Annotated in this window: 20 protein-coding genes; 1 reads left to right on the plus strand and 19 read right to left on the minus strand. The window is 32.6% G+C overall.

Going from position 1 to position 21,828, the window contains the following annotated elements; all coding sequences use genetic code 11:
* Position 1 precedes the first annotated feature (1 nt).
* Genes odhB through AMN78_RS00530 form a run of 5 tightly spaced genes read right to left on the minus strand, consistent with a single transcriptional unit; the run spans position 2 to position 7,891 of the window.
* Complete coding sequence (odhB, locus tag AMN78_RS00510; protein ID WP_075533683.1) at positions 2-1,348, minus strand: 2-oxoglutarate dehydrogenase complex dihydrolipoyllysine-residue succinyltransferase; 1,347 nt, start codon at positions 1,346-1,348, stop codon at positions 2-4.
* A complete protein-coding gene (locus AMN78_RS00515) occupies positions 1,349-4,240 on the minus strand; it encodes a 2-oxoglutarate dehydrogenase E1 component (protein ID WP_075533684.1) in 2,892 nt (963 codons plus the stop codon).
* 32 nt (positions 4,241-4,272) lie between these two features.
* Entirely contained in the window at positions 4,273-5,148 is an 876-nt protein-coding gene (gene sucD / locus AMN78_RS00520; RefSeq protein ID WP_075533685.1) for a succinate--CoA ligase subunit alpha, read from the minus strand.
* Positions 5,149-6,312, minus strand: coding sequence for an ADP-forming succinate--CoA ligase subunit beta (sucC, locus tag AMN78_RS00525; RefSeq protein WP_075533686.1), 1,164 nt, complete (start codon positions 6,310-6,312; stop codon positions 5,149-5,151).
* A gap of 1 nt (position 6,313) precedes the next feature.
* Complete coding sequence (locus AMN78_RS00530; protein ID WP_075533687.1) at positions 6,314-7,891, minus strand: hypothetical protein; 1,578 nt, start codon at positions 7,889-7,891, stop codon at positions 6,314-6,316.
* 113 nt (positions 7,892-8,004) lie between these two features.
* Between AMN78_RS00530 and AMN78_RS00535 the strand changes: the two genes are divergently transcribed.
* Positions 8,005-8,763 (plus strand): class I SAM-dependent methyltransferase, encoded by a 759-nt coding sequence (locus AMN78_RS00535; RefSeq protein ID WP_075533688.1) that lies wholly within the window; start codon positions 8,005-8,007, stop codon positions 8,761-8,763.
* Here AMN78_RS00535 and mdh read toward each other — a convergent pair whose 3' ends face one another.
* From mdh to ffh, 14 genes are read right to left on the minus strand one after another with little or no spacing between them, the layout of a single operon-like run.
* Positions 8,764-9,720 carry a malate dehydrogenase gene (mdh, locus tag AMN78_RS00540; RefSeq protein WP_075533689.1) on the minus strand — a complete coding sequence of 319 codons (957 nt, stop codon included), beginning with the start codon at positions 9,718-9,720 and terminating at the stop codon, positions 8,764-8,766. It lies immediately after the preceding gene.
* A 10-nt stretch (positions 9,721-9,730) separates the two neighbouring features.
* A complete protein-coding gene (locus tag AMN78_RS00545) occupies positions 9,731-11,224 on the minus strand; it encodes a CoA-acylating methylmalonate-semialdehyde dehydrogenase (RefSeq protein ID WP_075533690.1) in 1,494 nt (497 codons plus the stop codon).
* Positions 11,225-11,247: 23 nt separating this feature from the next.
* Positions 11,248-12,024, minus strand: coding sequence for a succinate dehydrogenase iron-sulfur subunit (locus AMN78_RS00550; RefSeq protein WP_075533691.1), 777 nt, complete (start codon positions 12,022-12,024; stop codon positions 11,248-11,250).
* A gap of 3 nt (positions 12,025-12,027) precedes the next feature.
* Positions 12,028-13,803, minus strand: coding sequence for a succinate dehydrogenase flavoprotein subunit (gene sdhA / locus AMN78_RS00555; RefSeq protein WP_075533692.1), 1,776 nt, complete (start codon positions 13,801-13,803; stop codon positions 12,028-12,030).
* Entirely contained in the window at positions 13,800-14,129 is a 330-nt protein-coding gene (sdhD, locus tag AMN78_RS00560) for a succinate dehydrogenase, hydrophobic membrane anchor protein (protein ID WP_075533693.1), read from the minus strand. Before sdhD ends, sdhA begins: the two co-directional genes overlap by 4 nt.
* A complete protein-coding gene (gene sdhC, locus AMN78_RS00565; RefSeq protein WP_075533716.1) occupies positions 14,129-14,512 on the minus strand; it encodes a succinate dehydrogenase, cytochrome b556 subunit in 384 nt (127 codons plus the stop codon). Before sdhC ends, sdhD begins: the two co-directional genes overlap by 1 nt.
* Positions 14,513-14,532: 20 nt before the next feature.
* Positions 14,533-15,525, minus strand: coding sequence for an aspartate-semialdehyde dehydrogenase (locus AMN78_RS00570; RefSeq protein ID WP_075533694.1), 993 nt, complete (start codon positions 15,523-15,525; stop codon positions 14,533-14,535).
* Between the two features lie 11 nt (positions 15,526-15,536).
* On the minus strand, positions 15,537-16,643 hold the full coding sequence (gene leuB, locus AMN78_RS00575; protein ID WP_075533695.1) for a 3-isopropylmalate dehydrogenase: 1,107 nt from the start codon (positions 16,641-16,643) through the stop codon (positions 15,537-15,539).
* The gene (gene leuD / locus AMN78_RS00580) at positions 16,636-17,244 is read right to left on the minus strand and encodes a 3-isopropylmalate dehydratase small subunit (RefSeq protein WP_075533696.1); all 609 of its coding nucleotides are present in this window, start codon (positions 17,242-17,244) and stop codon (positions 16,636-16,638) included. The genes leuB and leuD overlap by 8 nt, the downstream gene beginning before the upstream one ends.
* Positions 17,244-18,644: a 3-isopropylmalate dehydratase large subunit gene (leuC, locus tag AMN78_RS00585; RefSeq protein ID WP_075533697.1), complete on the minus strand. Its 1,401-nt coding sequence runs from the start codon at positions 18,642-18,644 to the stop codon at positions 17,244-17,246. The genes leuD and leuC overlap by 1 nt, the downstream gene beginning before the upstream one ends.
* Before the next feature lie 6 nt (positions 18,645-18,650).
* On the minus strand, positions 18,651-19,160 hold the full coding sequence (gene rplS, locus AMN78_RS00590) for a 50S ribosomal protein L19 (RefSeq protein WP_075533698.1): 510 nt from the start codon (positions 19,158-19,160) through the stop codon (positions 18,651-18,653).
* On the minus strand, positions 19,147-19,848 hold the full coding sequence (trmD, locus tag AMN78_RS00595; RefSeq protein ID WP_075533699.1) for a tRNA (guanosine(37)-N1)-methyltransferase TrmD: 702 nt from the start codon (positions 19,846-19,848) through the stop codon (positions 19,147-19,149). The genes rplS and trmD overlap by 14 nt, the downstream gene beginning before the upstream one ends.
* 17 nt (positions 19,849-19,865) lie before the next feature.
* Complete coding sequence (gene rpsP, locus AMN78_RS00600) at positions 19,866-20,390, minus strand: 30S ribosomal protein S16 (protein ID WP_075533700.1); 525 nt, start codon at positions 20,388-20,390, stop codon at positions 19,866-19,868.
* Positions 20,391-20,400: 10 nt separating this feature from the next.
* Positions 20,401-21,753 carry a signal recognition particle protein gene (gene ffh / locus AMN78_RS00605; RefSeq protein WP_075533717.1) on the minus strand — a complete coding sequence of 451 codons (1,353 nt, stop codon included), beginning with the start codon at positions 21,751-21,753 and terminating at the stop codon, positions 20,401-20,403.
* Positions 21,754-21,828 lie beyond the last annotated feature (75 nt).

Genomic DNA, 21,828 nt, shown 5'->3' on the forward strand with positions numbered 1-21,828 from the left:
ATTATATATTTAAAAAAAGTCTCTTTGGCTGTTCAAGAGACTCTTTTACAATTTTCAAAAATGAGACAGCTTCTTTTCCATCAATTATTCTATGATCATAAGATAGAGCCAAATACATAACCGGTCTAACTTCTACGTTGCCATCTACAGCAATTGGCCTTTGAATAATATTGTGCATACCAAGAACAGCGGATTGGGGCGGATTTAAAATTGGTGTAGATAACATCGATCCATATATGCCTCCGTTTGTAATCGTGAAAGTACCACCTTGTAAATCTTCAATAGTAATTTTTCCGTCTCTAGCTTTTTGCCCTAACTCTCCAATATTTTTCTCAATATCAGCAAATGACATTTCATCAGTTTGTCTTAAAACAGGTACAACTAAACCTCTGTCAGTTCCTACTGCTATACTTATATTGTAATAATTTTTATAAACTATCTCTTCGTTTTGAATTTCAGCGTTAATTGCTGGATAATTTTTTAAACCTATTACACATGCTTTTACAAAAAAAGACATGAAACCTAATTTAACACCATAGTTTTTTTGAAATTCATCTTTGTATTGATTTCTCATTGCTATTACTTCGCTCATATCTACTTCATTAAATGTTGTAAGCATAGCTGCATTTTCTTGTGCTTCCTTGAGTCTTTTGGCAATAGTTAATCTCAATCTAGTCATCTTTACTCTTTCTTCTGGTCCATGTTTGACTTTTCTTTCCGATGGAGACGGTTTAGATCCCATTAAACTCATTATATCCTCTTTCAATATCACTCCATTTTTACCGGTCCCACGTATTTCATTAATATCTACATTAGCTTCATGTGCCATCTTGCGAGCAGCAGGAGACATTAAAGTATCTTGTTTTACAGAACTTGTTTTTTGTACAGCTTTTTTTTCTTTATGAAGTTCATTCAAAATCAAAGGAGCTTCCTCATTAGTAATACTCTCGTTATCCAATTTTAATACTGGTTCTGCTAATTTAGGTTTATTTATTTTTTTTGAGGTAGGTTTTTTAATTTCTTGTTCAAATAATTTTGGCTCATTTGAAACCTGTTTTTTTGGTGGATTATAGTTTTTTATTTCTTTTGGTGTATTTGTCACTTGACTTGACTTATCGTTTATTGTGCCTAACAATGATCCAACGTTTACAGTTTCTCCCTCTTTTACGGCAATGCTCCCTAAGATACCGTTTGATGGTGCCGGCACCTCAACATTGACTTTATCTGTTTCTAATTCAACAATAGGTTCATCGGCAACTACTTTGTCCCCTTGAGATTTAAGCCATTTAGAAACTGTCGCCTCAGTGACTGACTCGCCTAGTGTTGGTACTGTAATTTTTTCTGACATTTAAACTTTAAATACCTTTTCTAATATTTCTTTTTGTTGTGCAAGATGTTTGTTTGCATTTCCAGTCGCAGTTGATGAAGAAGCTTGTCTACCTACATATTTTACGTTGATATCTCTGAAGTTTATCATCTCTAGAGTTCTATCTATATAATTTCTAACAGTATTCCATCCACCCATATTTTTTGGTTCCTCTTGACACCAAATGAAATCAGCATTTTTGTATCTTTTTAATATACTCGCTAGAGTTTTAGCTGGAAAAGGGTACAACTGCTCCAAACGAACTATTACTACATCTTTATATTTTGATTTTTCTCGTGCATCTATTAAATCATAATATATTTTTCCCGAGCAAATAATCACTTTCCTAATTTTATTATCTTTATTTAAAGTTAGTAGATTATTTATTTTTTTATAAGCATCATCTTCTAAAACTCTATGAAAAGTACTTTTTATTGAAAATTCTGATATATCAGACATACATCTTTTATGTCTTAACAATGATTTTGGTGTCATGATGACAAGTGGTTTTCTAAATTCTCTGTGCATTTGCCTTCTTAATACGTGAAAATAATTAGATGGTGTAGTACAATTTACCACTTGTATATTTTCGCCAGCACATAACTGTAAAAATCTTTCTAATCTTGCAGATGAATGCTCGGGTCCTTGACCTTCATAACCATGGGGTAGTAACATTACTAAACCACTAGCTCTCCCCCATTTTGACTCTCCTGAAGTTATAAATTGATCTATAATTATTTGTGCACCATTTGCAAAATCTCCAAACTGAGCTTCCCAAAGAACCAATGTCTCTGGTTCAGATAGAGAGTAACCGAACTCAAAACCTAAAACTGCTAACTCAGATAATAGACTATCAATTATTTCAAATTTTTTTTGATTTGCTTCTATATTGTTATGAGGAATGTATCTTTCGTGATTATCTTGATTTCGTAAAACAGCATGTCTTTGACTAAAAGTTCCTCTACCTGAATCTTGTCCAGATAATCTTACTGAGAATCCCTCAGTTAATAATGTTGCAAATGCTAAATTTTCAGCTGTTGCCCAATCAACTTGTTTTGTTTTATTGAAAATTTCAAATCTTAATTCAAAAATTCTTTTCAGTGTTTTGTGAACATTAAAATTTTCCGGTATTGTCGAGATTTTTTTTCCGATCTTAATTAATTTTTTCTCATCAAAGCCGCTGGCACCTCTTTTGTCTTTTCCTAAACCTGGTTTAAACCTTGACCAAACACCATCAAACCACTTCAGCTCAGATTTATAATTTTTCGATGTTTCAAATTCTTTTTCTAAATACTTTTTAAAATTTAATTTCTCCGTCTGAAGTTTTTCATTAGATATGAGGCCCTCATCGTTTAGTTTGTTTCCGTAAATATTTAACGTAGTGGGGTGTGATTTTATCTTTTTATACATTAAAGGTTGAGTAAATGAAGGTTCGTCACCTTCGTTATGTCCAAAGCGTCTGTAACAAACCATATCTATAACAACATCACGATTAAATTTTTGTCTGTACTCTGTTGCTATTTTTGCGCAATGAACCACTGCCTCGGGGTCATCTCCATTGACATGAAATATGGGAGCCTGGGCAATTTTAGCAACATCGGATGGATACGGAGATGAGCGAGCAAATCTAGGTGCTGTAGTAAATCCAATTTGATTGTTTACAATTACGTGGATAGTTCCTCCAATATTATGTCCTGGCAAACCTGACATTGCAAAACACTCTGCAACTATTCCTTGACCAGCAAAAGCAGCGTCTCCATGCATTAAAACTGGAATAACTTTTTTTCTATTTTTATCTTGATGAAAAAATTGTTTAGCTCTCACCTGACCTAAAACAACTGGGTTTACTGCTTCGAGATGAGAAGGGTTATCAGTTAAGCTAATATGAACCAGATTCCCATCAAACTCTCTATTTGAAGATGCTCCCAAATGATATTTGACATCTCCTTCAAAATCTTTACTAGCATTAACTGATTTTCCAAAAAATTCACTAAAAATTGCTTTATAAGGTTTACCCATTACATTTGCTAATACGTTAAGTCTACCTCTGTGAGGCATTCCAATTTTTATCTCTTTAGCACCAAGGTTTCCTCCCCTTTTAATAATTTGTTCTAAAGCTGGTATTAAAGACTCTCCACCGTCTAAACCAAATCTTTTTGTTCCTACAAATTTCACATGTAAATACTTTTCAAATCCTTCTGCTTCTATAATTTTATTTAAAATTGCTTTTTTTCCATTATCAGTAAAGGTTATATCTTTTTCTGGACCTTCAATTCTATTTCTTATCCAAGCTTTTTCCTCTGGATCACCTAAGTGCATAAATTCGTAACCAATAGTAGAACAATAAGTTTTTTTAAGAAGTTTAATAATCTGACTTAAATTGGCATATTGAAGTCCAAGCACTCCATCCAGAAATATTTTCCTTTGATAGTCTCTTTCAGTAAAACCATAACTTTCAGGTTTTAATTCTGGATGTTCATTTTTTTTTTGTAGGGAAAGCGGATCTAAATTTGCTATAAGGTGACCTCTTATCCTATATGCTCTGATTAACATTATAGCTCTTACTGAGTCTTGTGAAGCTTGTTTTATTGAAGAAGAGTCAAATTTCTTTTTTTCTTCTTTCTCTTTTTCAATTTCAGGTACTAGAATGTTTAGTCTATTAATCTTTTTTGTAGGAGACCAGCTTGGACCATTCAAATCGTTTAAAACAAGTTTTTCATCCTCACTCAATCCTTCAAAGAACTTTCTCCATCCCTGAGGTAAAGATTTTGGATCTGATAAATAGTCAGAATAAAATTGATTAATAAACTCAGAATTAATTCCAGATAAAAAAGAGGTTTTTTTGTAAGTAGTATTGTTATTTGAAGAGGACATAAGATGTTTATTTTAACACAAAATTTTAAAAATCAACTATTTAGTTTATCAAATAAAGTTCTACCAATGTCTGCTGGTGATTTTGATATAGAAATTCCAGCAGATTTCATCATTTCAATTTTATCTTCAGCTCCACCTTTTCCCCCAGATATAATCGCGCCTGCATGTCCCATTCTTCGACCAGGAGGCGCTGTAAGCCCTGCAATAAAACCAACCATCGGTTTTTTTATTTTTTCTTTTTTAATGAATTCTGCAGCCTCCTCTTCAGCAGATCCGCCTATTTCCCCTATCATAACTATTGATTTTGTTTCTTCATCTTTAAGAAAAAGTTCCAAACAATCTATAAAATTTGTTCCATTTATCGGGTCACCACCAATACCGATACAGGTTGACTGTCCAATACCATTAGATGTAGTTTGAGCTACAGCTTCGTAAGTGAGTGTTCCAGATCTTGAAACAATTCCTACAGAACCTTTTTTATGAATATTACCTGGCATGATACCTATTTTACATTCATCAGGTGTTATTATGCCTGGACAATTTGGTCCAATTAGTCTTGACTTACTATTTTTTAAAATCTTTTTTACTTTTAACATATCAATGACAGGTATCCCTTCAGTTATACAAACTATTAAATCCATCTTTGCCTCTATTGCCTCAATAATTGCAGCGCCAGCAAATTGAGGAGGAACATAAATCATTGTTGCATTTGCTGAAGTATAATCTTTAGCCTCTTGAACAGTGTTAAACACTGGTAAATTTAAATGTTTTTGCCCACCTTTTTTTGGAGTAACTCCTCCCACGAGCTTCGTTCCATATTTTAATGCTTGCTCTGAATGGAAGGTTCCATGAGTTCCAGTGAAACCTTGGCAGATAACTTTTGTATTTTTATTTATTAATACTGACACTTATTTTATAGCCTCCACAATTTTTTTAGCTGCATCATTCAAATCAGCTGCTGATAAAATTTTTAAATTTGATTTGTCTAAAATTTCTTTACCTTCTTTATAATTAGTTCCTGCTAATCGAACTACTAAAGGCACCGAAAGGTTTACTTGTTTTGCAGCCTCAACTACACCTGAGGCTAAAACATCACATCTCATTATTCCTCCAAAAATATTGATTAGAATCCCTTTTACATTTTTGTCAGCTAAGATTAGCTTAAATGCTGCAGTTACTTTTTCCTTTGAAGCCCCACCGCCTACGTCTAAAAAATTTGCGGGCTCTTGACCATATAATTTTATTATATCCATTGTAGCCATTGCTAGACCTGCACCGTTTACCATACAGCCAATTGTACCATTTAATTTTATGTAAGCTAAATCATGTTTGCTTGCCTCTATTTCTGCCGATTCTTCCTCGTTCAAGTCTCTTAATTTTAAGATCTCTGGTCTTCTAAAAATTGCGTTATCATCAAAATTCATTTTTGCATCTAAACAAATAATTTTATTTTCTTTTGTAATTATAAGTGGATTTATTTCTATAAGACTAGCATCCTTCTCAATTAAAATTTTATAAAGTGATTGCACTAATTTTGAAGCAACGTTATTTTGTGATTCATCGAAATTAAATATTGAAATAATATTTTCAATTTCCTCTTTACTTGGACCTTCACTTTTTAAATCTATTTTTGTTGTAATTATTTTATTAGGTGTTTCTTCAGCTACTTTTTCTATGTCCATCCCTCCTTCGGTACTACTAATAAAAGCTATTTTTGATGACTCTCTATCAATTAAACATGAAAGATAAAATTCTTTTAAAATATCTGATGCTTCTTCAACATAGAGTCTTTTGACTTCCTTACCTTCAGGCCCTGTTTGATGAGTGATCAAAATTTTTCCCATCATTTTTTTTGCCTCTGATACTAAGTCAGATACATTTTTAATAAGCTTAACCCCGCCGGCTTTACCTCTTCCTCCTGCATGGATTTGGGCCTTTAGAACATACTGTTTGCCTTTAAGAATTGAAATTTTATCTTCAATTTCATCTTTAGAATAAATTACTATTCCGTTTGAAACTGGGGCTTTAAACTCTTTTAAAATTTCTTTAGCCTGATGTTCATGAATATTCATATTATTTATTACAACTAACTATTTCATGGATTGAAAATTTATTTTCCATGAGCGTTTTACTTTTAAAACAAACATCGGTAAAGTAATTTTTAACTTTATCAAAAGTTATCTCATTTTTTTGCCCTAAAAGATAAATAACCTCAACATTATTAGATTTAATGTTTTTATTTACCAAAGATTTGTAATTATCAAAATATTTATGGTTTTCTGTGGGATGAGTATTGTTGTCCCAAAGATACCATCGATTAAGTATATTAAGATTTTCATCCAATACCGTAGATATAAACTGGTAGTGAGTTATCAATGTTTTTTCCCTTTTATCATTTTCTATTACTCGGATTGCTTTTTGTAAAACTTCTGCCTCAATTCCAGGTACATCATTTTTACTTATCCATTTAAGACTATTCAAATTTTGATGTATTTGTTTTGCTTCTACAGCTTTACTTTTATCTAAGCTTTCTAAATCATGAAACTTTCTTTCTACATTATATCTGTAATGAAATTTTATTGTTGCAAACAAAACTACGAAAAAAAGCAAGAAAACTACTTTTCGATTTACCTTTGATAATTCAATATTTAAATGAAGTAATGCAGCTAAAATAGGAATAAGACTAAATATATAAATCTGATTTGCAGTAATTAATTGATTAAATAAAAATGCAAATACAGATATTATGAATATAGAATTAAGATAATTAATTATTTTTTTATTTTTGTCAAAATTTTTAAAAGATAAGAATATTAAAGGTATTAAAATCAAATGAATAAATTTAAAATCACCTACTAATCTTTTAAAATTAATTTGGTCTAATAAACTTACATAAGCAGCTGTGTCACTTGAAATTCTTCCTTCTCCGATCGTTAATGGAAATAATATATACTGATAGATAAAATTTTCAAAAGGTGTATTTGTGATATATAAAAAAAAGAGAAACATCAATGTAGCACTAAAAGAACCTGCTAAAAAGATCTTAAAACTTTCAAAATCTTTTGTAGTTGAAAAATAGCTAATCAAGCTAAGTAGTAAAATTAATAATATATAGCCAGACGGCGTTTGCATCGAAAAAAAAGAAAAATAACAAATAAATGGAAACAAGAACCAAGTAATTTTATTTTTATTTTTAATTGCTAAAATAAAAAACATAATTGCTACCAAAGAGAAAATGTATGAATGAATATAGGCAAATGGTGTACCAGAAACTGGGTAACATAGTGTTGCAAATGAAATACAATAGGCGATAATATATTTTTTTTGAAATTTAAAATCTTTTAGAAAATAATACAAAACTAATACAGCAAAAATATTCATAGACGATGAGTGGATCAAATGGCTGTTCCAGCTGTTTCCAAATATGGTTAAGAAAAAGGCTTCCATATAATCGACTAACAAACCAGTGAATATCCAAAAATCTCTTATCGGCAGTTTACCCTTTAAAATACTGTGACCAGTATCTAAAAACCCGAATGAGTCGATAGGCAAAACGCCGATGTTACCGCTGAACCAATTGATGTAGAAAGCATAAATTGAAATTCCTGCTATTATCGGAAGTTCTTTTAATGTGGTTTTTTTTAAAAACATGTTTTGAAAAGATCAACTGTATTATAAACATATAATCTATTTTTTAAATTTATATAATTACAAATATGATAAAGATATTTAAAAAAGTTCAGTTTTCCCATAACGAAAATCGAATGAAATCTATAGCAGATACCAAAATTGCTAGGGAATTGTATTATTCATCAAAATCAAAAAACGTAAAGTTTCTTTTAAGTGAAAGGTTTTCTTGGATGAATGATTTTATTCAAGATAAAGAGACTGGGATAGAAGTTGGGTCTGGTGCAGGTTTTTCAAAAGATTTTATAAAAAATAAAAATTTCAAACTAACTGATATAGGAGAAGATGATCATTTAGATTTTAAGAAAATAGATGCTCAAAGTACAGGTTTTGAAGGTGAAAGTTTCGACTACGTAATCGCCTCAAATATGATTCATCATATTCCATATCCTATTAAATTTTTTAAGGAAATGAATAGAATTTTAAAAAAAGGTGGGAAATTAATCATATTCGAGTCTTATTGCTCATTAATATTTCAGTTGGCTACCATAATTATGAAACATGAAGGTTTCGATTTTACTCTTGATGTATGGGATGAAAAAAATCCAAAAAGTGATGAAAAAAATGCTTGGCATGGCAATATTGCTGTTCCACACTTAATATTTGATGATAAAGCAAAATTTGAAAAAAATTTAGGTAAACATTTTAAAATTGAATATGAAAAACTCACGGAATGTTTTATTTTTTTAAACTCAGGTGGAGTTACTTCAAAAACTAAATGTATACCTTTAAATAATTTCTTTTTAAATTTATTAAACAAAATTGATAGAATATTAGTAAAGTTGTTTCCTAAAATATTTTGTATGGGAAGAAGAATAGTTCTTAAAAAAAACTAATTATAAAGAGGGGTCAATTTTTTTTGCAGCATTAAAAAGTTCTTTCACAGCATCAATAGATTTTTTAAAATTTTCCTTTTCTTGATTAGATAATTTAATCTCAACCACTTTCTCAACTCCGCTAGACCCAATTATTACAGGAACTCCAGCATATAAATCTTTTGTGCCATACTCTCCATTTAAATAAGCTGCACAAGGAAGTTGTTTTTTTAAATCTTTTAAATAGCTCTCTGCCATCTCAACTCCTGAAGCTGCAGGTGCATAAAATGCAGATCCGTTTCCAAGTAATTTTACTATTTCAGCTCCACCACTTTTAGTTCTATCCACTATTTCATTTAATTTTTGCTGCTTAACTTTTCCCTCTTTCACTAGATCTAAGATTTTTTTTCCATCAATTTCTGTGGACTCAAGCATAGCAACCATGGTATCCCCGTGTCCACCTAGTACAAATGATTTTATTTTTTGGACAGGGACTTTTAATTCTTGTGATAAAAAATAAATAAATCTAGAGGAGTCTAGAATTCCAGCCATACCTATAACTTTATTCTTAGGTAAACCAGAATATTTTTGTAACGCCATAACAATAACGTCTAACGGGTTAGTAATACAAATAACAAAGGCATTAGGTGACGTTTTTCTTATACCATTAGCTACTTGTTTAATTATTTTTAAATTAATGCCAAGTAAATCATCTCTTGTCATTCCTGGTTTTCTAGGAACACCTGCGGTGATAATGATTACATCAGAGTTTTTTGTGTCTTCATAATTGTCTGTTCCCAGTAAATTAATATTGAATTTGTTAATTGGAGAAGATTGAGCAATATCTAAAGCTTTTCCTTTTGCAATACCTGCTGCTACATCAAATAAAACAACATCTCCAAGTTCTTTTAATGCGATTAAATGAGCTAGAGTCCCTCCAATTTGCCCAGCACCAATTAATGTAATTTTTTTTCTCATTATTTTAACCTCATTTCATTGTAGGCATCACAAATTCAGGATCTGATCTGAGTCCAGATGGCCATCTAGAGGTTATCGTTTTTAATTTGGTATAAAATCTCACTCCCTCAGGACCGTGCATGTGTTGGTCCCCAAATAAAGATCTTTTCCAGCCACCAAAACTATGAAACGCCATAGGCACGGGTATAGGTATATTAATTCCAACCATTCCTATTTTTGCTTTGTTATAAAATGTTCTTCCTGTATCTCCATCTCTTGTAAATATACTAACTCCATTTCCGTATTCGTGATCATTAACTAATTTAAGAGCTTCATCAAAATTTTTGGCTCTTACTACTGATAAAACTGGCCCAAAAATTTCCTCCTTATAAATCCTCATATCTTTTTTTACGTGGTCAAATAAACATCCTCCAATATAAAAACCTTTTTCATATCCCTGTATCCTAAATTTCCTTCCATCAACAACTAATTTTGCTCCCTCCTTAACGCCAATATCAACATATCCTTTTACTTTTTCTAAATGCTCTTTTGTAACAAGTGGCCCCATCTCAGACTCTTTATCCATACCGGGTCCAACTTTTAAAGCTTCAACTTTCTTTGATAATGCATTCACTAATTTATCGCCAATTCCTCCAACTGCAACTGCAACTGATTGAGCCATACACCTCTCTCCTGCTGAACCGTATGCCGCTCCCATAAGACCATTAACTGCTTGGTCCAAATCACAGTCTGGCATAACAACACAATGATTTTTAGCTCCACCTAGAGCTTGAACTCTCTTTTCATTTTTAGCACAATTTTCATAGATATATTTAGCGATTGGAGTTGAACCAACAAAACTCATTGCTACTACGTCTTTGTTATTTATTAAAGCATCAACTGCCTCTTTATCTCCATTTACAACATTGAATACTCCATCTGGTAATCCTGCCTCTTTTAATAATTCAGCAAGTCGGATTGAACATGTTGGATCTTTCTCTGAGGGTTTTAATACAAAGGTGTTTCCACAAGCTATTGCCATGGGAAACATCCACATTGGAACCATTGCAGGGAAGTTAAAAGGAGTAACACCCGCACAAACTCCAAGAGGTTGTCTAATTGACCAACTATCAACATTCGAGCCAACGTTTTCAGTAAACTCACCTTTAAGCATTTGTGGAATTCCACATGCATACTCTACTACCTCTAGACCACGAGTTAGCGAACCTTTTGCATCTTCATAAACTTTCCCATGTTCTGAAACTATAATCTTTGTCAATTCATCATAGTTTTTTTCGATTAGCTCTTTAAACTTAAACATAACCCTGGCTCTTTGAAGAGGTGGTTTTTCAGACCAAGAAACAAAAGCATTTTGCGCATTAGAGACTGCATCGTTAACATCTTTTGTTGATGCTAATTTAACTTCAGCGCTTTGTTCGCCTGTTGCTGGATTGAACACTTTACTTGTCCTTTTAGACTGACCTGAAAAGCTTTTGCCACCAACAAAATGTTGTATTGTTTTCATGATGTTATTGATTAAATAAGCTTTTAGCTTGTTGCAAGCATTTTTTTAATAGAACCAATAGCTTTAGCAGGATTCAAGCCTTTGGGACATGAGTTTGTACAATTCATAATAGTATGGCATCTATATAATTTTAACTCGTCTGCAACTTTTTTTAATCTTTCTTTTTTATCTCCATCCCTACTATCATTTATCCAACGATAAGCCTGTAACAGAACTGCCGGACCTAAATATTTTTCTCCATTCCACCAATAACTTGGGCAAGAAGTTGAGCAACAAGCGCATAAAATACATTCATAATAACCATCTAGTTTTTCTCTGTCTTTTTGAGATTGTTTTAATTCTATTTTTTCTTGACCTGTTTGATCTACTTTTAACCAAGGTTGAATAGACTCATATTGTTTATATAAATTTGTTAGATCGCCAATTAAATCTTTAACCACCTTTAAGTGTGGTAAAGGGTAAATATTTAAGTTTCCTTTAATATCTGTGTGAGATTTAATACATGCAAGTCCGTTGACTCCATCGATATTCATAGCACAAGAGCCGCAAACGCCATGAGCACAAGATCTTCTAAAAGTTAAGGATGGATCTATTTCATTTTTTATTTTAAATAATATATCCAAAACTTTAGGGCCACAATTATCCATATCTACTTCAAATGTATCTATTCTGGGATTTTTTCCAGTAGAAGGGTCCCATCTATATATATTTACTTTTTTTAAATTTTTAGAGTTTGTATTATCTTTGAAGTATTTTCCTACCTCAATTTTTGAATTTTGTGGTAGGTTAAATTGAACCATTTCTTAGTAAACTCTCTCCTTTGGAGGGAAATATTGAACATCGTTTGTAAGAGTTCTGGAATGAACATCTCTGTATTTAATCTCCACTTCTTTTCCTTTTTGCCATGCCAATGTATGCTTCATGAAATTTTTATCATCTCTTTCAGTAAAATCTTCTCTAGCATGTGCCCCTCTACTCTCTTTTCTATGGTACGCAGAATCCATAGTAGTTAACGCTTGACTGATCAAATTATCAAACTCCAGAGTCTCAACCAAATCTGTATTAAATAATAATGATTTATCTTTTACAGATACGTCTTTCATCCCCTCAAAAGGTTTTCTAATTTGGTTAACACCCTCCTTTAAAGTTTTTTCAGTTCTAAATACAGCGCATTTAGACTGCATTGTTTTTTGCATTTCCACTCTTAGTTCTGAGGTTTTCGTTGATCCGTTTGAATTTCTGATTTTGTCAAATCTTTCCAAACATTTGTCTGTTTCAGAACTAGAAATCTCTTCATGCGCACTACCTGGTTTAACAAGTTCAGCAGCTCTTTTGGCGGCAGCCCTTCCAAAAACAACTAAATCAATCAGAGAATTTGAGCCTAATCTATTAGCTCCGTGAACTGAAACGCAAGCTGCCTCGCCTATTGCCATCAAACCAGGCACTGTTTTTTCAGAACCATTTAGTGTAAGAACTTCTGCTTTATAATTTGTTGGAATGCCACCCATATTATAATGAACTGTTGGCACCACAGGAATAGGTTCCTTGCTTACATCCACATTAGCGAAAGTTTTCGCCGCCTCTGATATTCCTGGGAGTCGTTCATCTATAACTTTTTTATCTATATGATCCAAATGTAGATTAATATGATCTTTATTTTTTCCTGCACCCCGTCCCTCATTTATTTCTACTTCCATTGACCTGCTAACTACGTCTCTAGAGGCTAAGTCTTTTGCGTTTGGAGCATATCTTTCCATAAACCTTTCACCTTTACCATTAACCAAAAATCCGCCTTCACCTCTTACTCCTTCAGTTATCAAACAACCAACTCCATAAATACCCGTAGGATGAAACTGAACAAATTCCATATCTTGTAATGGTAGGCCAGCTCTTAATACCATGGCATTACCATCTCCTGTACAGGTATGAGCAGACGTTGCTGAGTAATATACTTTTCCATACCCTCCAGTAGCAATTATAGTTATGTGAGACCTAAATCTATGAATTGTTCCATCAGTTAAATTCCAGGCAATCACACCTTTACATTGACCATTCTTCATAATTAAATCCAAAGCGAAATACTCTATAAAAAATTCTGTTTGCTGTTTCAAAGCTTGACCGTAAAGCGTGTGTAAAATCGCATGTCCAGTCCTATCCGCAGCTGCACATGTTCTTTGAGCCGTACCATTCCCATAATTTTTAGTCATACCTCCAAAAGGTCTTTGATAAATCTTACCATCATCAGTTCGGCTGAAAGGAACTCCGTATCTTTCTAGTTCTACAACTGCTCTGGGAGCTTCTTTACATAAGTATTCAATTGCATCTTGATCCCCAAGCCAATCAGATCCTTTGACTGTATCGTACATGTGCCATCTCCAATCGTCTTCTCCCATGTTACCTAGAGCTGCTGAAATACCTCCTTGTGCCGCTGATGTGTGGCTTCGAGTTGGAAAAACTTTTGATATGCATGCTGTTTTCAAACCTGACTCAGATAAGCCTACGGCTGCTCGTAATCCTGATCCACCCGCTCCAAGAACTACAACATCATATTCATGGTCTATAATTTTATAAGTGCTCATATGTTAAGAGTATATATACCTAAAATAGTTAATAATGGAATAGCTATAGCAAATAAATACAGCACTTTGTTTGCGACATTTTTGATTTTTTCATCGTGTAAATAGTCTTCAAATATCTCACTTATAGTTAAAGCTGAAAAAAAGAAAGCAATTACAATAAATATAGAAAATAATATTTTAGATGGTTGTTTAGTAAAAAATTCTAAAATTTTATTGTATTCTTTGTCGTAAATAGAGACGAAATTTATCAAGAACCAAATCATTAAGGGAATTAGAATCAATGAACTAATTTTAGTAAATAACCATTTTTTTGTAGACACATGCATTAAAAAAAATTTCTCCCTAATAAATATATTAAAATTGTTAATACAAAGGAACCAATCAGCGCTACTACCCCAGTAATTTTTGCTACTTTTAAATCGAATCCATAACCTGCATCCCAGATTAGATGTCTTAATTCGTTTAAAATATGGAAACTAAAGGTCCAGCATAATGAAATTATCAAAAATTTCCCAAAGGTAGAGTTAAAAATATTAAAAATAACTTGATAATTATTTTGACCAAAAATAATAAGTGTTACCCAACTACAAATTAAGATTATTGCAAAAAAGTTTATAACCCCAATAATTCTATGCGTAATTGATAATAAAGAAGATATTTGCCATTTATAAATTTGTAAATGTGGGCTTAAAGGATTTTTATTTTCCATATTCAACTTATAAACTAAAGTTACTTTTTTTTCATCAAACACTCTGCAATTTGCACAGTATTTAAAGCCGCTCCTTTAAGCAAATTATCTGAAACTACCCACAAATTAATTGCTTTAATATTAGTATTATCTTTTCTTACCCTGGAAATATAAGTTGTATAATTACCCTCTGCCTCAATGGGAGTAATATAACCGCCATCTTTTCTCTCATCGATTACTTTACATCCCGGAGCTGTTTTTAAAATTCTAATAATATTTTCAAAATCGTAAAGATTATCGAATTCAATATTAATCGACTCAGAATGACCTGTTCTTACTGGAACTCTCACACAAGTCGCAGTAACATCAATTGAGTCTTCCAAAATTTTTTTTGTTTCGTTCGTCATTTTCAATTCTTCTTTCGTATACCCATCTTTATCAAAAGCATCAATATGAGGAATCAAATTAAAAGCGATTTGTTTTGTAAAATTTTGAGAATTAATTTTTTTTCCGTCTAAATATTTTCTGGTCTGTTCAAAAAGCTCATCCATAGGTGCTTTGCCTGCACCAGAAACTGCTTGGTAAGTTGAAACCACTACTCTTTTAATCTTATACTCATCATGCAGAGGTTTTAATGGCAGTACCATCTGCATTGTAGAACAATTTGGATTTGAAATAATATTATTGTGTTTATCAAGTGCGTCAGAGTTTACTTCTGGAACAACTAGCGGAACATCACTGTTCATTCTAAAATAACTTGAATTGTCAATTACAATAGTTTTTTTTGCTGCTTTTGGGACCCAGTCTTTAGCAATTTGGCTTCCGACAGCAAAAAAAGTTATTTCCGCTTTTGAAAAGTCATAATTTTCTAAATTTTCGATTTCAATTTCTTTTTTTCTAAATATTATTTTTTTCCCAGAACTTTTGGAAGAAGCTACTAGGTATAAATTATTAAATGATAAATTGGATTTTTCCAAAATTTCAATAGTTTTTCTCCCAACGTTTCCAGATGCGCCAATAATTGCAAGATTCATAATTTAATAGTTTATTTCAATTTGGAGATAATTGCATCACCCATATCCGAGGTTGAAACCTCTTTCATATTTTTAGACATGATATCTTTTGTTCTCAAACCATCATCAAGAACACTTTGAACAGCTTTATCGATTTGCTCTGCTTCTTTATCCAAGTCCAACGAGTATTTTAAAGCCATAGATAAACTGAGAATAGTTGCTATTGGATTTGCAATATTTTTCCCGGCAATATCAGGTGCTGAGCCATGTACAGGTTCGTACATTGATCTTGTTTTACCATTTTTGTCTCGAGCGCCTAGAGATGCTGAGGGAAGCAATCCTAATGATCCTGTAAGCATTGCCGCTTCATCAGATAAAATATCTCCAAAAAGGTTATCGGTAACAATCACATCGAATTGTTTTGGATTTCTAAGTAGTTGCATTGCACAGTTATCCGCAAGCATGTGTTCTAGTTCAATTTTTTTATACTCTTTATCTTTTAAAGATTGAACTTCTTCTCTCCACAAAATACCTGCTTCCATTACATTGGATTTTTCGCAAGACGTAACTTTATTTTTTCTTTTTTTCGCCAAGTCAAAAGCTACTCTAGCAACACGTTGGATTTCGTTTGTTGTGTATGTATGTGTATTAATTCCTTTTCTCTCATTATTTTCTATTGGCTCAATACCACGAGGTTCACCAAAATAAATTCCACCTGTCAGCTCACGTACAATCATTATATCTAACCCAGAAATTATTTCTGGTTTTAATGAAGAAGCGTCGACTAATTGTTTAAAACAAATAGCCGGACGTAAATTAGCAAAAAGCTTTAATTCTTTTCTTAATTTTAATAGGGCTCTTTCAGGACGTTTTGAAAATTCAAGATTGTCATATTTTGGACCCCCAACTGCACCAAGAATAACAGCTTCGCTTTCTAGTGCTTTATAGAATACCTCATCAGTAATTGGGGTTTTATGTTTGTCGTACGAGGCGCCTCCAACTAAACCTTCCTCAATTTTAAAATCTAAAGATTTATTTTTATTGAACCATTCTATTATTTTTCTTACTTCTCTTACTACCTCAGGTCCAATTCCATCTCCAGGTAAAAGTAAAAGTTTTCTATCTTTTACCTTAATCATTTTTAAGCAGCCAAGGCCTATCTTCCTCTACTTTTTTTTCAAAATTTTCAACTAGATTTATTTTACCCATAGATAAAGCTATATCGTCTAGACCTTCCAACAAACACTTTTTTTTAAATCCGTCTACTTCAAAATTTACAATTTCATTCCCAAATTTTACTACTTGGTCCTCTAAATCTACTTCAATTTCTTTTTTTCTATTAGAGTATTCAGCCAATTGTAAGATTACTTTTTCATCTAATCGGATTGGTAAAATTCCGTTTTTAAAACAATTGTTGTAAAATATATCTGCAAAGCTTGAGCTAATTACACACTTAATACCAAAGTCTAAAAGCGCCCATGGAGCATGTTCTCTTGACGAACCACATCCAAAATTTTTACCAGCGATTAAAATTTTTGATTTATTATATGGGTCTTTGTGTAAAACAAAATCTTTTATCATCTGTCCTTTTTCATCATATCTCATCTCATAAAATAAACCTTTGCCTAAACCAGTTCTTTTTATAGTTTTTAAAAACTGTTTTGGTACTATCATATCTGTATCTATATTTTGTAATGGTAAATATGATGGTATGGAATTTAATTTGTTAAACTTTTCCATTATTGTAATTCTCTAACGTCTGTAAGATGTCCTCTAATAGCTGCTGCAACAGCCATGCCAGGACTAACTAGGTGAGTCCTTCCTCCTCTTCCTTGCCTTCCCTCGAAGTTTCTATTTGATGTGGAGGCGCATCTTTCTTTTGGTTTTAATTGATCAGGGTTCATTCCTAAACACATAGAACAACCAGGTTCTCTCCATTCAAATCCAGCGTTTTTAAATACTTTATCTATACCTTCTTTTTCAGCCTGCTCTTTAACTAATCCAGAACCAGGCACTACCATTGCGCTTACATGGCCTGCAATTTTTTTTCCTTTTAGAAGCTCTGCGGCTAATCTTAAGTCTTCTATCCTTCCATTTGTGCAGCTTCCTATAAAGATTTTATCTATTTTTATTTCAGAAATTTTTGTGTTTGGTTTTAGACCCATATATTCTAAAGATCTTTTAATGGCCATTTTTCTATCCTCATTTGTCTCTTTATCTGGATCTGGTACAAAGCCACTAATAGGTGAAATATCATGAGGAGAAGTTCCCCAAGTTACTAAAGGTTCTATATCTTGACCCTCAATATTTATTTCTTTATCAAAATTACAATCTTTATCAGAGTATAAGGTTTTCCAATAATCTAAAGCTTTGTTCCAGTTTTCTCCCTTAGGCGACATTTTTTTTCCTTTTAAATAATCGAATGTTTTTTGATCTGGAGCTATCAATCCAGCTCTTGCGCCGGCTTCTATAGTCATATTACAAACGGTCATCCTTTCTTCCATGCTGAAATTTCTGATCACATCACCAGCGTATTCTATTACATAACCAGTACCTCCAGCGGTGCTAATAGTGCCTATAATTTTTAAAATTACATCTTTGGCTGTAACACCTTTCGGTAAAGTACCGTTAATATTAATTCTGAAGTTTTTTGATTTCTTTTGCATTAATGTTTGAGTGGCTAAAACGTGCTCAACCTCTGATGTTCCTATACCAAATGCAAGAGCTCCAAAAGCTCCATGTGTAGCTGTATGACTATCTCCACAAACAATAACAGAACCTGGTTGTGTAAAACCTTGTTCTGGACCTATAATATGAACTATACCTTGCCTTTTGTCATTAACGTCAAATAATTGCACACCAAAGTCTTTACAATTTTTTCTTAGTGTTTCTATTTGTATTTTAGCTTCTTTGTCATCAATTCCTTTTGACCTATCGGTTGTAGGAATATTATGGTCTGGCACAGCTAAAGTTAAATCAGGTCTTCTCACTTTTCTATTGTTTAATCTCAATCCTTCGAAAGCTTGAGGACTTGTTACCTCGTGAACTAAATGTCTATCTACGTATATTAGGGAGGTACCATCTTCTTGTTCGTGTACAAGATTTTTTTTCCAAAGTTTGTCGTATAAAGTCTTTGACATCAAATTTTATTTTTTTTCAGTAGTTGTTTTTTCAGTTTTAGTTTCAGATTTTAAAGGTATTTTTTTTTCTTCGTCAGATTTATCCTCTTTTTTAACTTCTGAAGTGGGACTCGCTTTAGGGTCTTCTAGCTTCACTGAAACATCAACACCAATTTTTTTTTTAATTTTTTCAGCAATTCTTGCGGATTTTCCTTTTCTATCTCTTAAATAATATAGTTTTGCCCTTCGAACTTTTCCAGATCGAATAACTTTTATTGAGTCAACGTTCGGGCTATAAAGAGCGAAAGTTCTTTCAACTCCCTCACCAAAAGAAATCTTTCTAACAGTAAAAGAGGAGTTTATGTCTCTATTTTTTTTAGCAATACAGACACCTTCAAAAAATTGAATTCTTTCTCTTTTTCCCTCTATAATTTTAACACCAACTTTAATTGTATCACCTGGAGAAAAATCCGTAATTTTTTTGTCAGCGAGTATTTTTTTAATTGCTGCTTTATTAATATCTTCAATGTTTTTCATTTTTTTTCTCTAAATATTTTTTCCAAAGATCGGGTCTCTGGCGACGTGTTATAGCCTCAGATTGAGATAAACGCCACCCTTTTATTTTGGCATGATCACCTGAAAAAAGGACCTCTGGTGGGCTTTTACCTTCCCATTCTCGTGGTTTAGTATATTGAGGATATTCTAAAAGAAAATTTTCAAAACTTTCTTCTTTAACAGATTCTTTATTTCCAAGAACTCCCGGTAATAATCGAACTAAAGCATCAATTATTACAAAAGAAGCTGGCTCTCCTCCTGATAGGACAAAATCACCCAAACTATATTCTTCAATATTTCTTGTCTCTAAGAGTCTTTGATCAACACCCTCAAAATGACCACAGATAAGGTTTACATTTTTTTCTTTACTTAAAGATTTAGCAACGTTTTGATCAAATTTTTTACCTCTAGGAGATAAGTAGATAATCTTTTCACCCTTTTTTATATTATTATCAAGCGCTGATGCTAATATATCAGGACGTAAAAGCATTCCACTTCCTCCGCCAAAAGGAGTGTCGTCTACAGTACCGTGATTATCTTTAGAGTAATCTCTGATATTAATTACTTTTAAATCCCAAATCTTGTTTTCCTTTGCCTTTTTAAATATCCCTATGTCTAAAGGTCCAGGAAATATATCTGGATATAAAGTAAAAATTTTTACCTCTAACATCTCTAATTACCTTTTGGTTAAGACTTTTTCTCTTCCTTCTTTGGCTCTTCCTTTTTAGCCTCTGCTTTAGGTTGCTCCTTTTTAGGTTCTTCCTTCTTTGGCTCTTCCTTTTTAGCCTCTGCTTTAGGTTGCTCCTTTTTAGGATCCTCTTTTTTTACTTCATCTTTTTGATCTGGCTTTTTACCGTCAGCTGCTGGAGTATCCTTGTTTGTTTCTTCTTTTTTATCTCCTTCAGCTTTTTTTCTATCTTTTTTAGGAATAGCCTTTTGAGGATTGTTTCCAGGTTTAGGCATTGGCATCAACTGCACTTCTCCTAGTAGTCTAGAAACTCTCATGGTTGGCTGAGCTCCTTTACTCATCCAATATTTTACTCGTTCGGCTTCTACTTTAATTCTTTCCTTTTTGTCTTTTGGAAGTAAAGGATTGTATGAGCCAATTTTTTCAATAAATTTTCCATCTCTAGGATATCTACTGTCGGCAATTACAATTTTATAAATGGGTCTTTTTCTTACGCCGCCCATTGATAGTCTTATTCTTAACATTTTATACCTTTCATTTTAGTTGATTGAGCATTTCATCTGGAATCATCCCAGATGGAATTTTTTTTCCTTGAGACATTTTTTTCATCATGTCTGACATCATTTTAAATTGTTTTAACAATTTATTAATTTTTGAAACATCTACACCTGCTCCTTTAGAAATTCTTTTACGTCTTGATCCGCTAATAATTTTTGGATTTTCTCTTTCATTTTTGGTCATTGATAAAATAATTGCTTCATTTTCCACTAACATTTTTTCATCTATATTTGCTTGATCCATTTTTGCTTTCATTTTATTCACTCCTGGCAACATAGACATAACCCCTTCCATTCCACCCATTTTTTTCATTTGCCTTAACTGTGAAAGATATGAGTCCATTGTGAATATTCCTTTTTTTAATTCATCTTCTGTCTCTTTAATTTTTTCCTCACTTAAATCTTGTTGAGCTTTTTCTACTAAAGTTACTACATCACCCATTCCTAAGATTCTATTAGCTAATCGGTCAGGATGGAAAAGTTCAAGGTCAGTAATTTTTTCTCCCACTCCAATATATTTAATCGGTTTGCCTGTAACGTGTTTCATGCTTAATGCTGCGCCTCCTCGAGCATCTCCGTCAACACGTGTAAGAATAATTCCAGAAAGATTAACAGCAGTGTCAAATTCCTTTGCAACATTTACAGCAATTTGTCCCGTCAATGAGTCAGCTACTAAAATTGTTTCTGCTGGTTTTGTAATGTCTTTAATTTGCTTAATCTCAGACATCATTGGTAAATCTATCTGGGTTCTTCCTGCAGTATCAAATATAATAACATCTGAGCCATTAAGATTAGCTGCATTTAATGCTCTTTTAGTAATGTCAATTGGTTGTTGCTTGTCGACTATAGGCAAACATTGAATTCCGTTTGTTTCGGCGAGTAATTTAAGTTGTTCTTGAGCAGCTGGTCTGTAAACGTCTAAACTAACTACCATTACTTTTTTTTTATAGTTCTTTTCTATATTTTTTGCTAGCTTTGCTGCAGAAGTTGTTTTACCTGAACCCTGTAATCCAACCAATAAAAGTGAGACTGGTGGAACAGCTTTAAAGTTAAGTTCCTCATTTTTAGAGCCTAAAATATTTACAAGTTCATCGTAAACGATTTTAACTATCATCTGCCCAGCAGATGTTGATTTTATTATTTCTTTACCAATTGCTTTTGGTTTAACATTGGCTATAAATTCTTTAGTGACTGGAAGAGCCACATCAGCCTCTAATAAAGCTAATCGTATCTCTTTTAAGCCAGAGTCAACTTGTTCCTCCGTCAATGAGGGAGCGCTTTTTAGTTTAGAAAAAATACTTTCTAATTTATTTGTTAAATTTTCAAACATTTTTAAAACATCCAACACCTATCGCACTAGTGGGCGAACCTTCGCTGACTAGTGTCGACACTCTTGTTTTCAAGA

Source organism: Candidatus Pelagibacter communis (assembly GCF_001179945.1).
GTDB lineage: Bacteria > Pseudomonadota > Alphaproteobacteria > Pelagibacterales > Pelagibacteraceae > Pelagilacustribacter > Pelagilacustribacter ubique_A.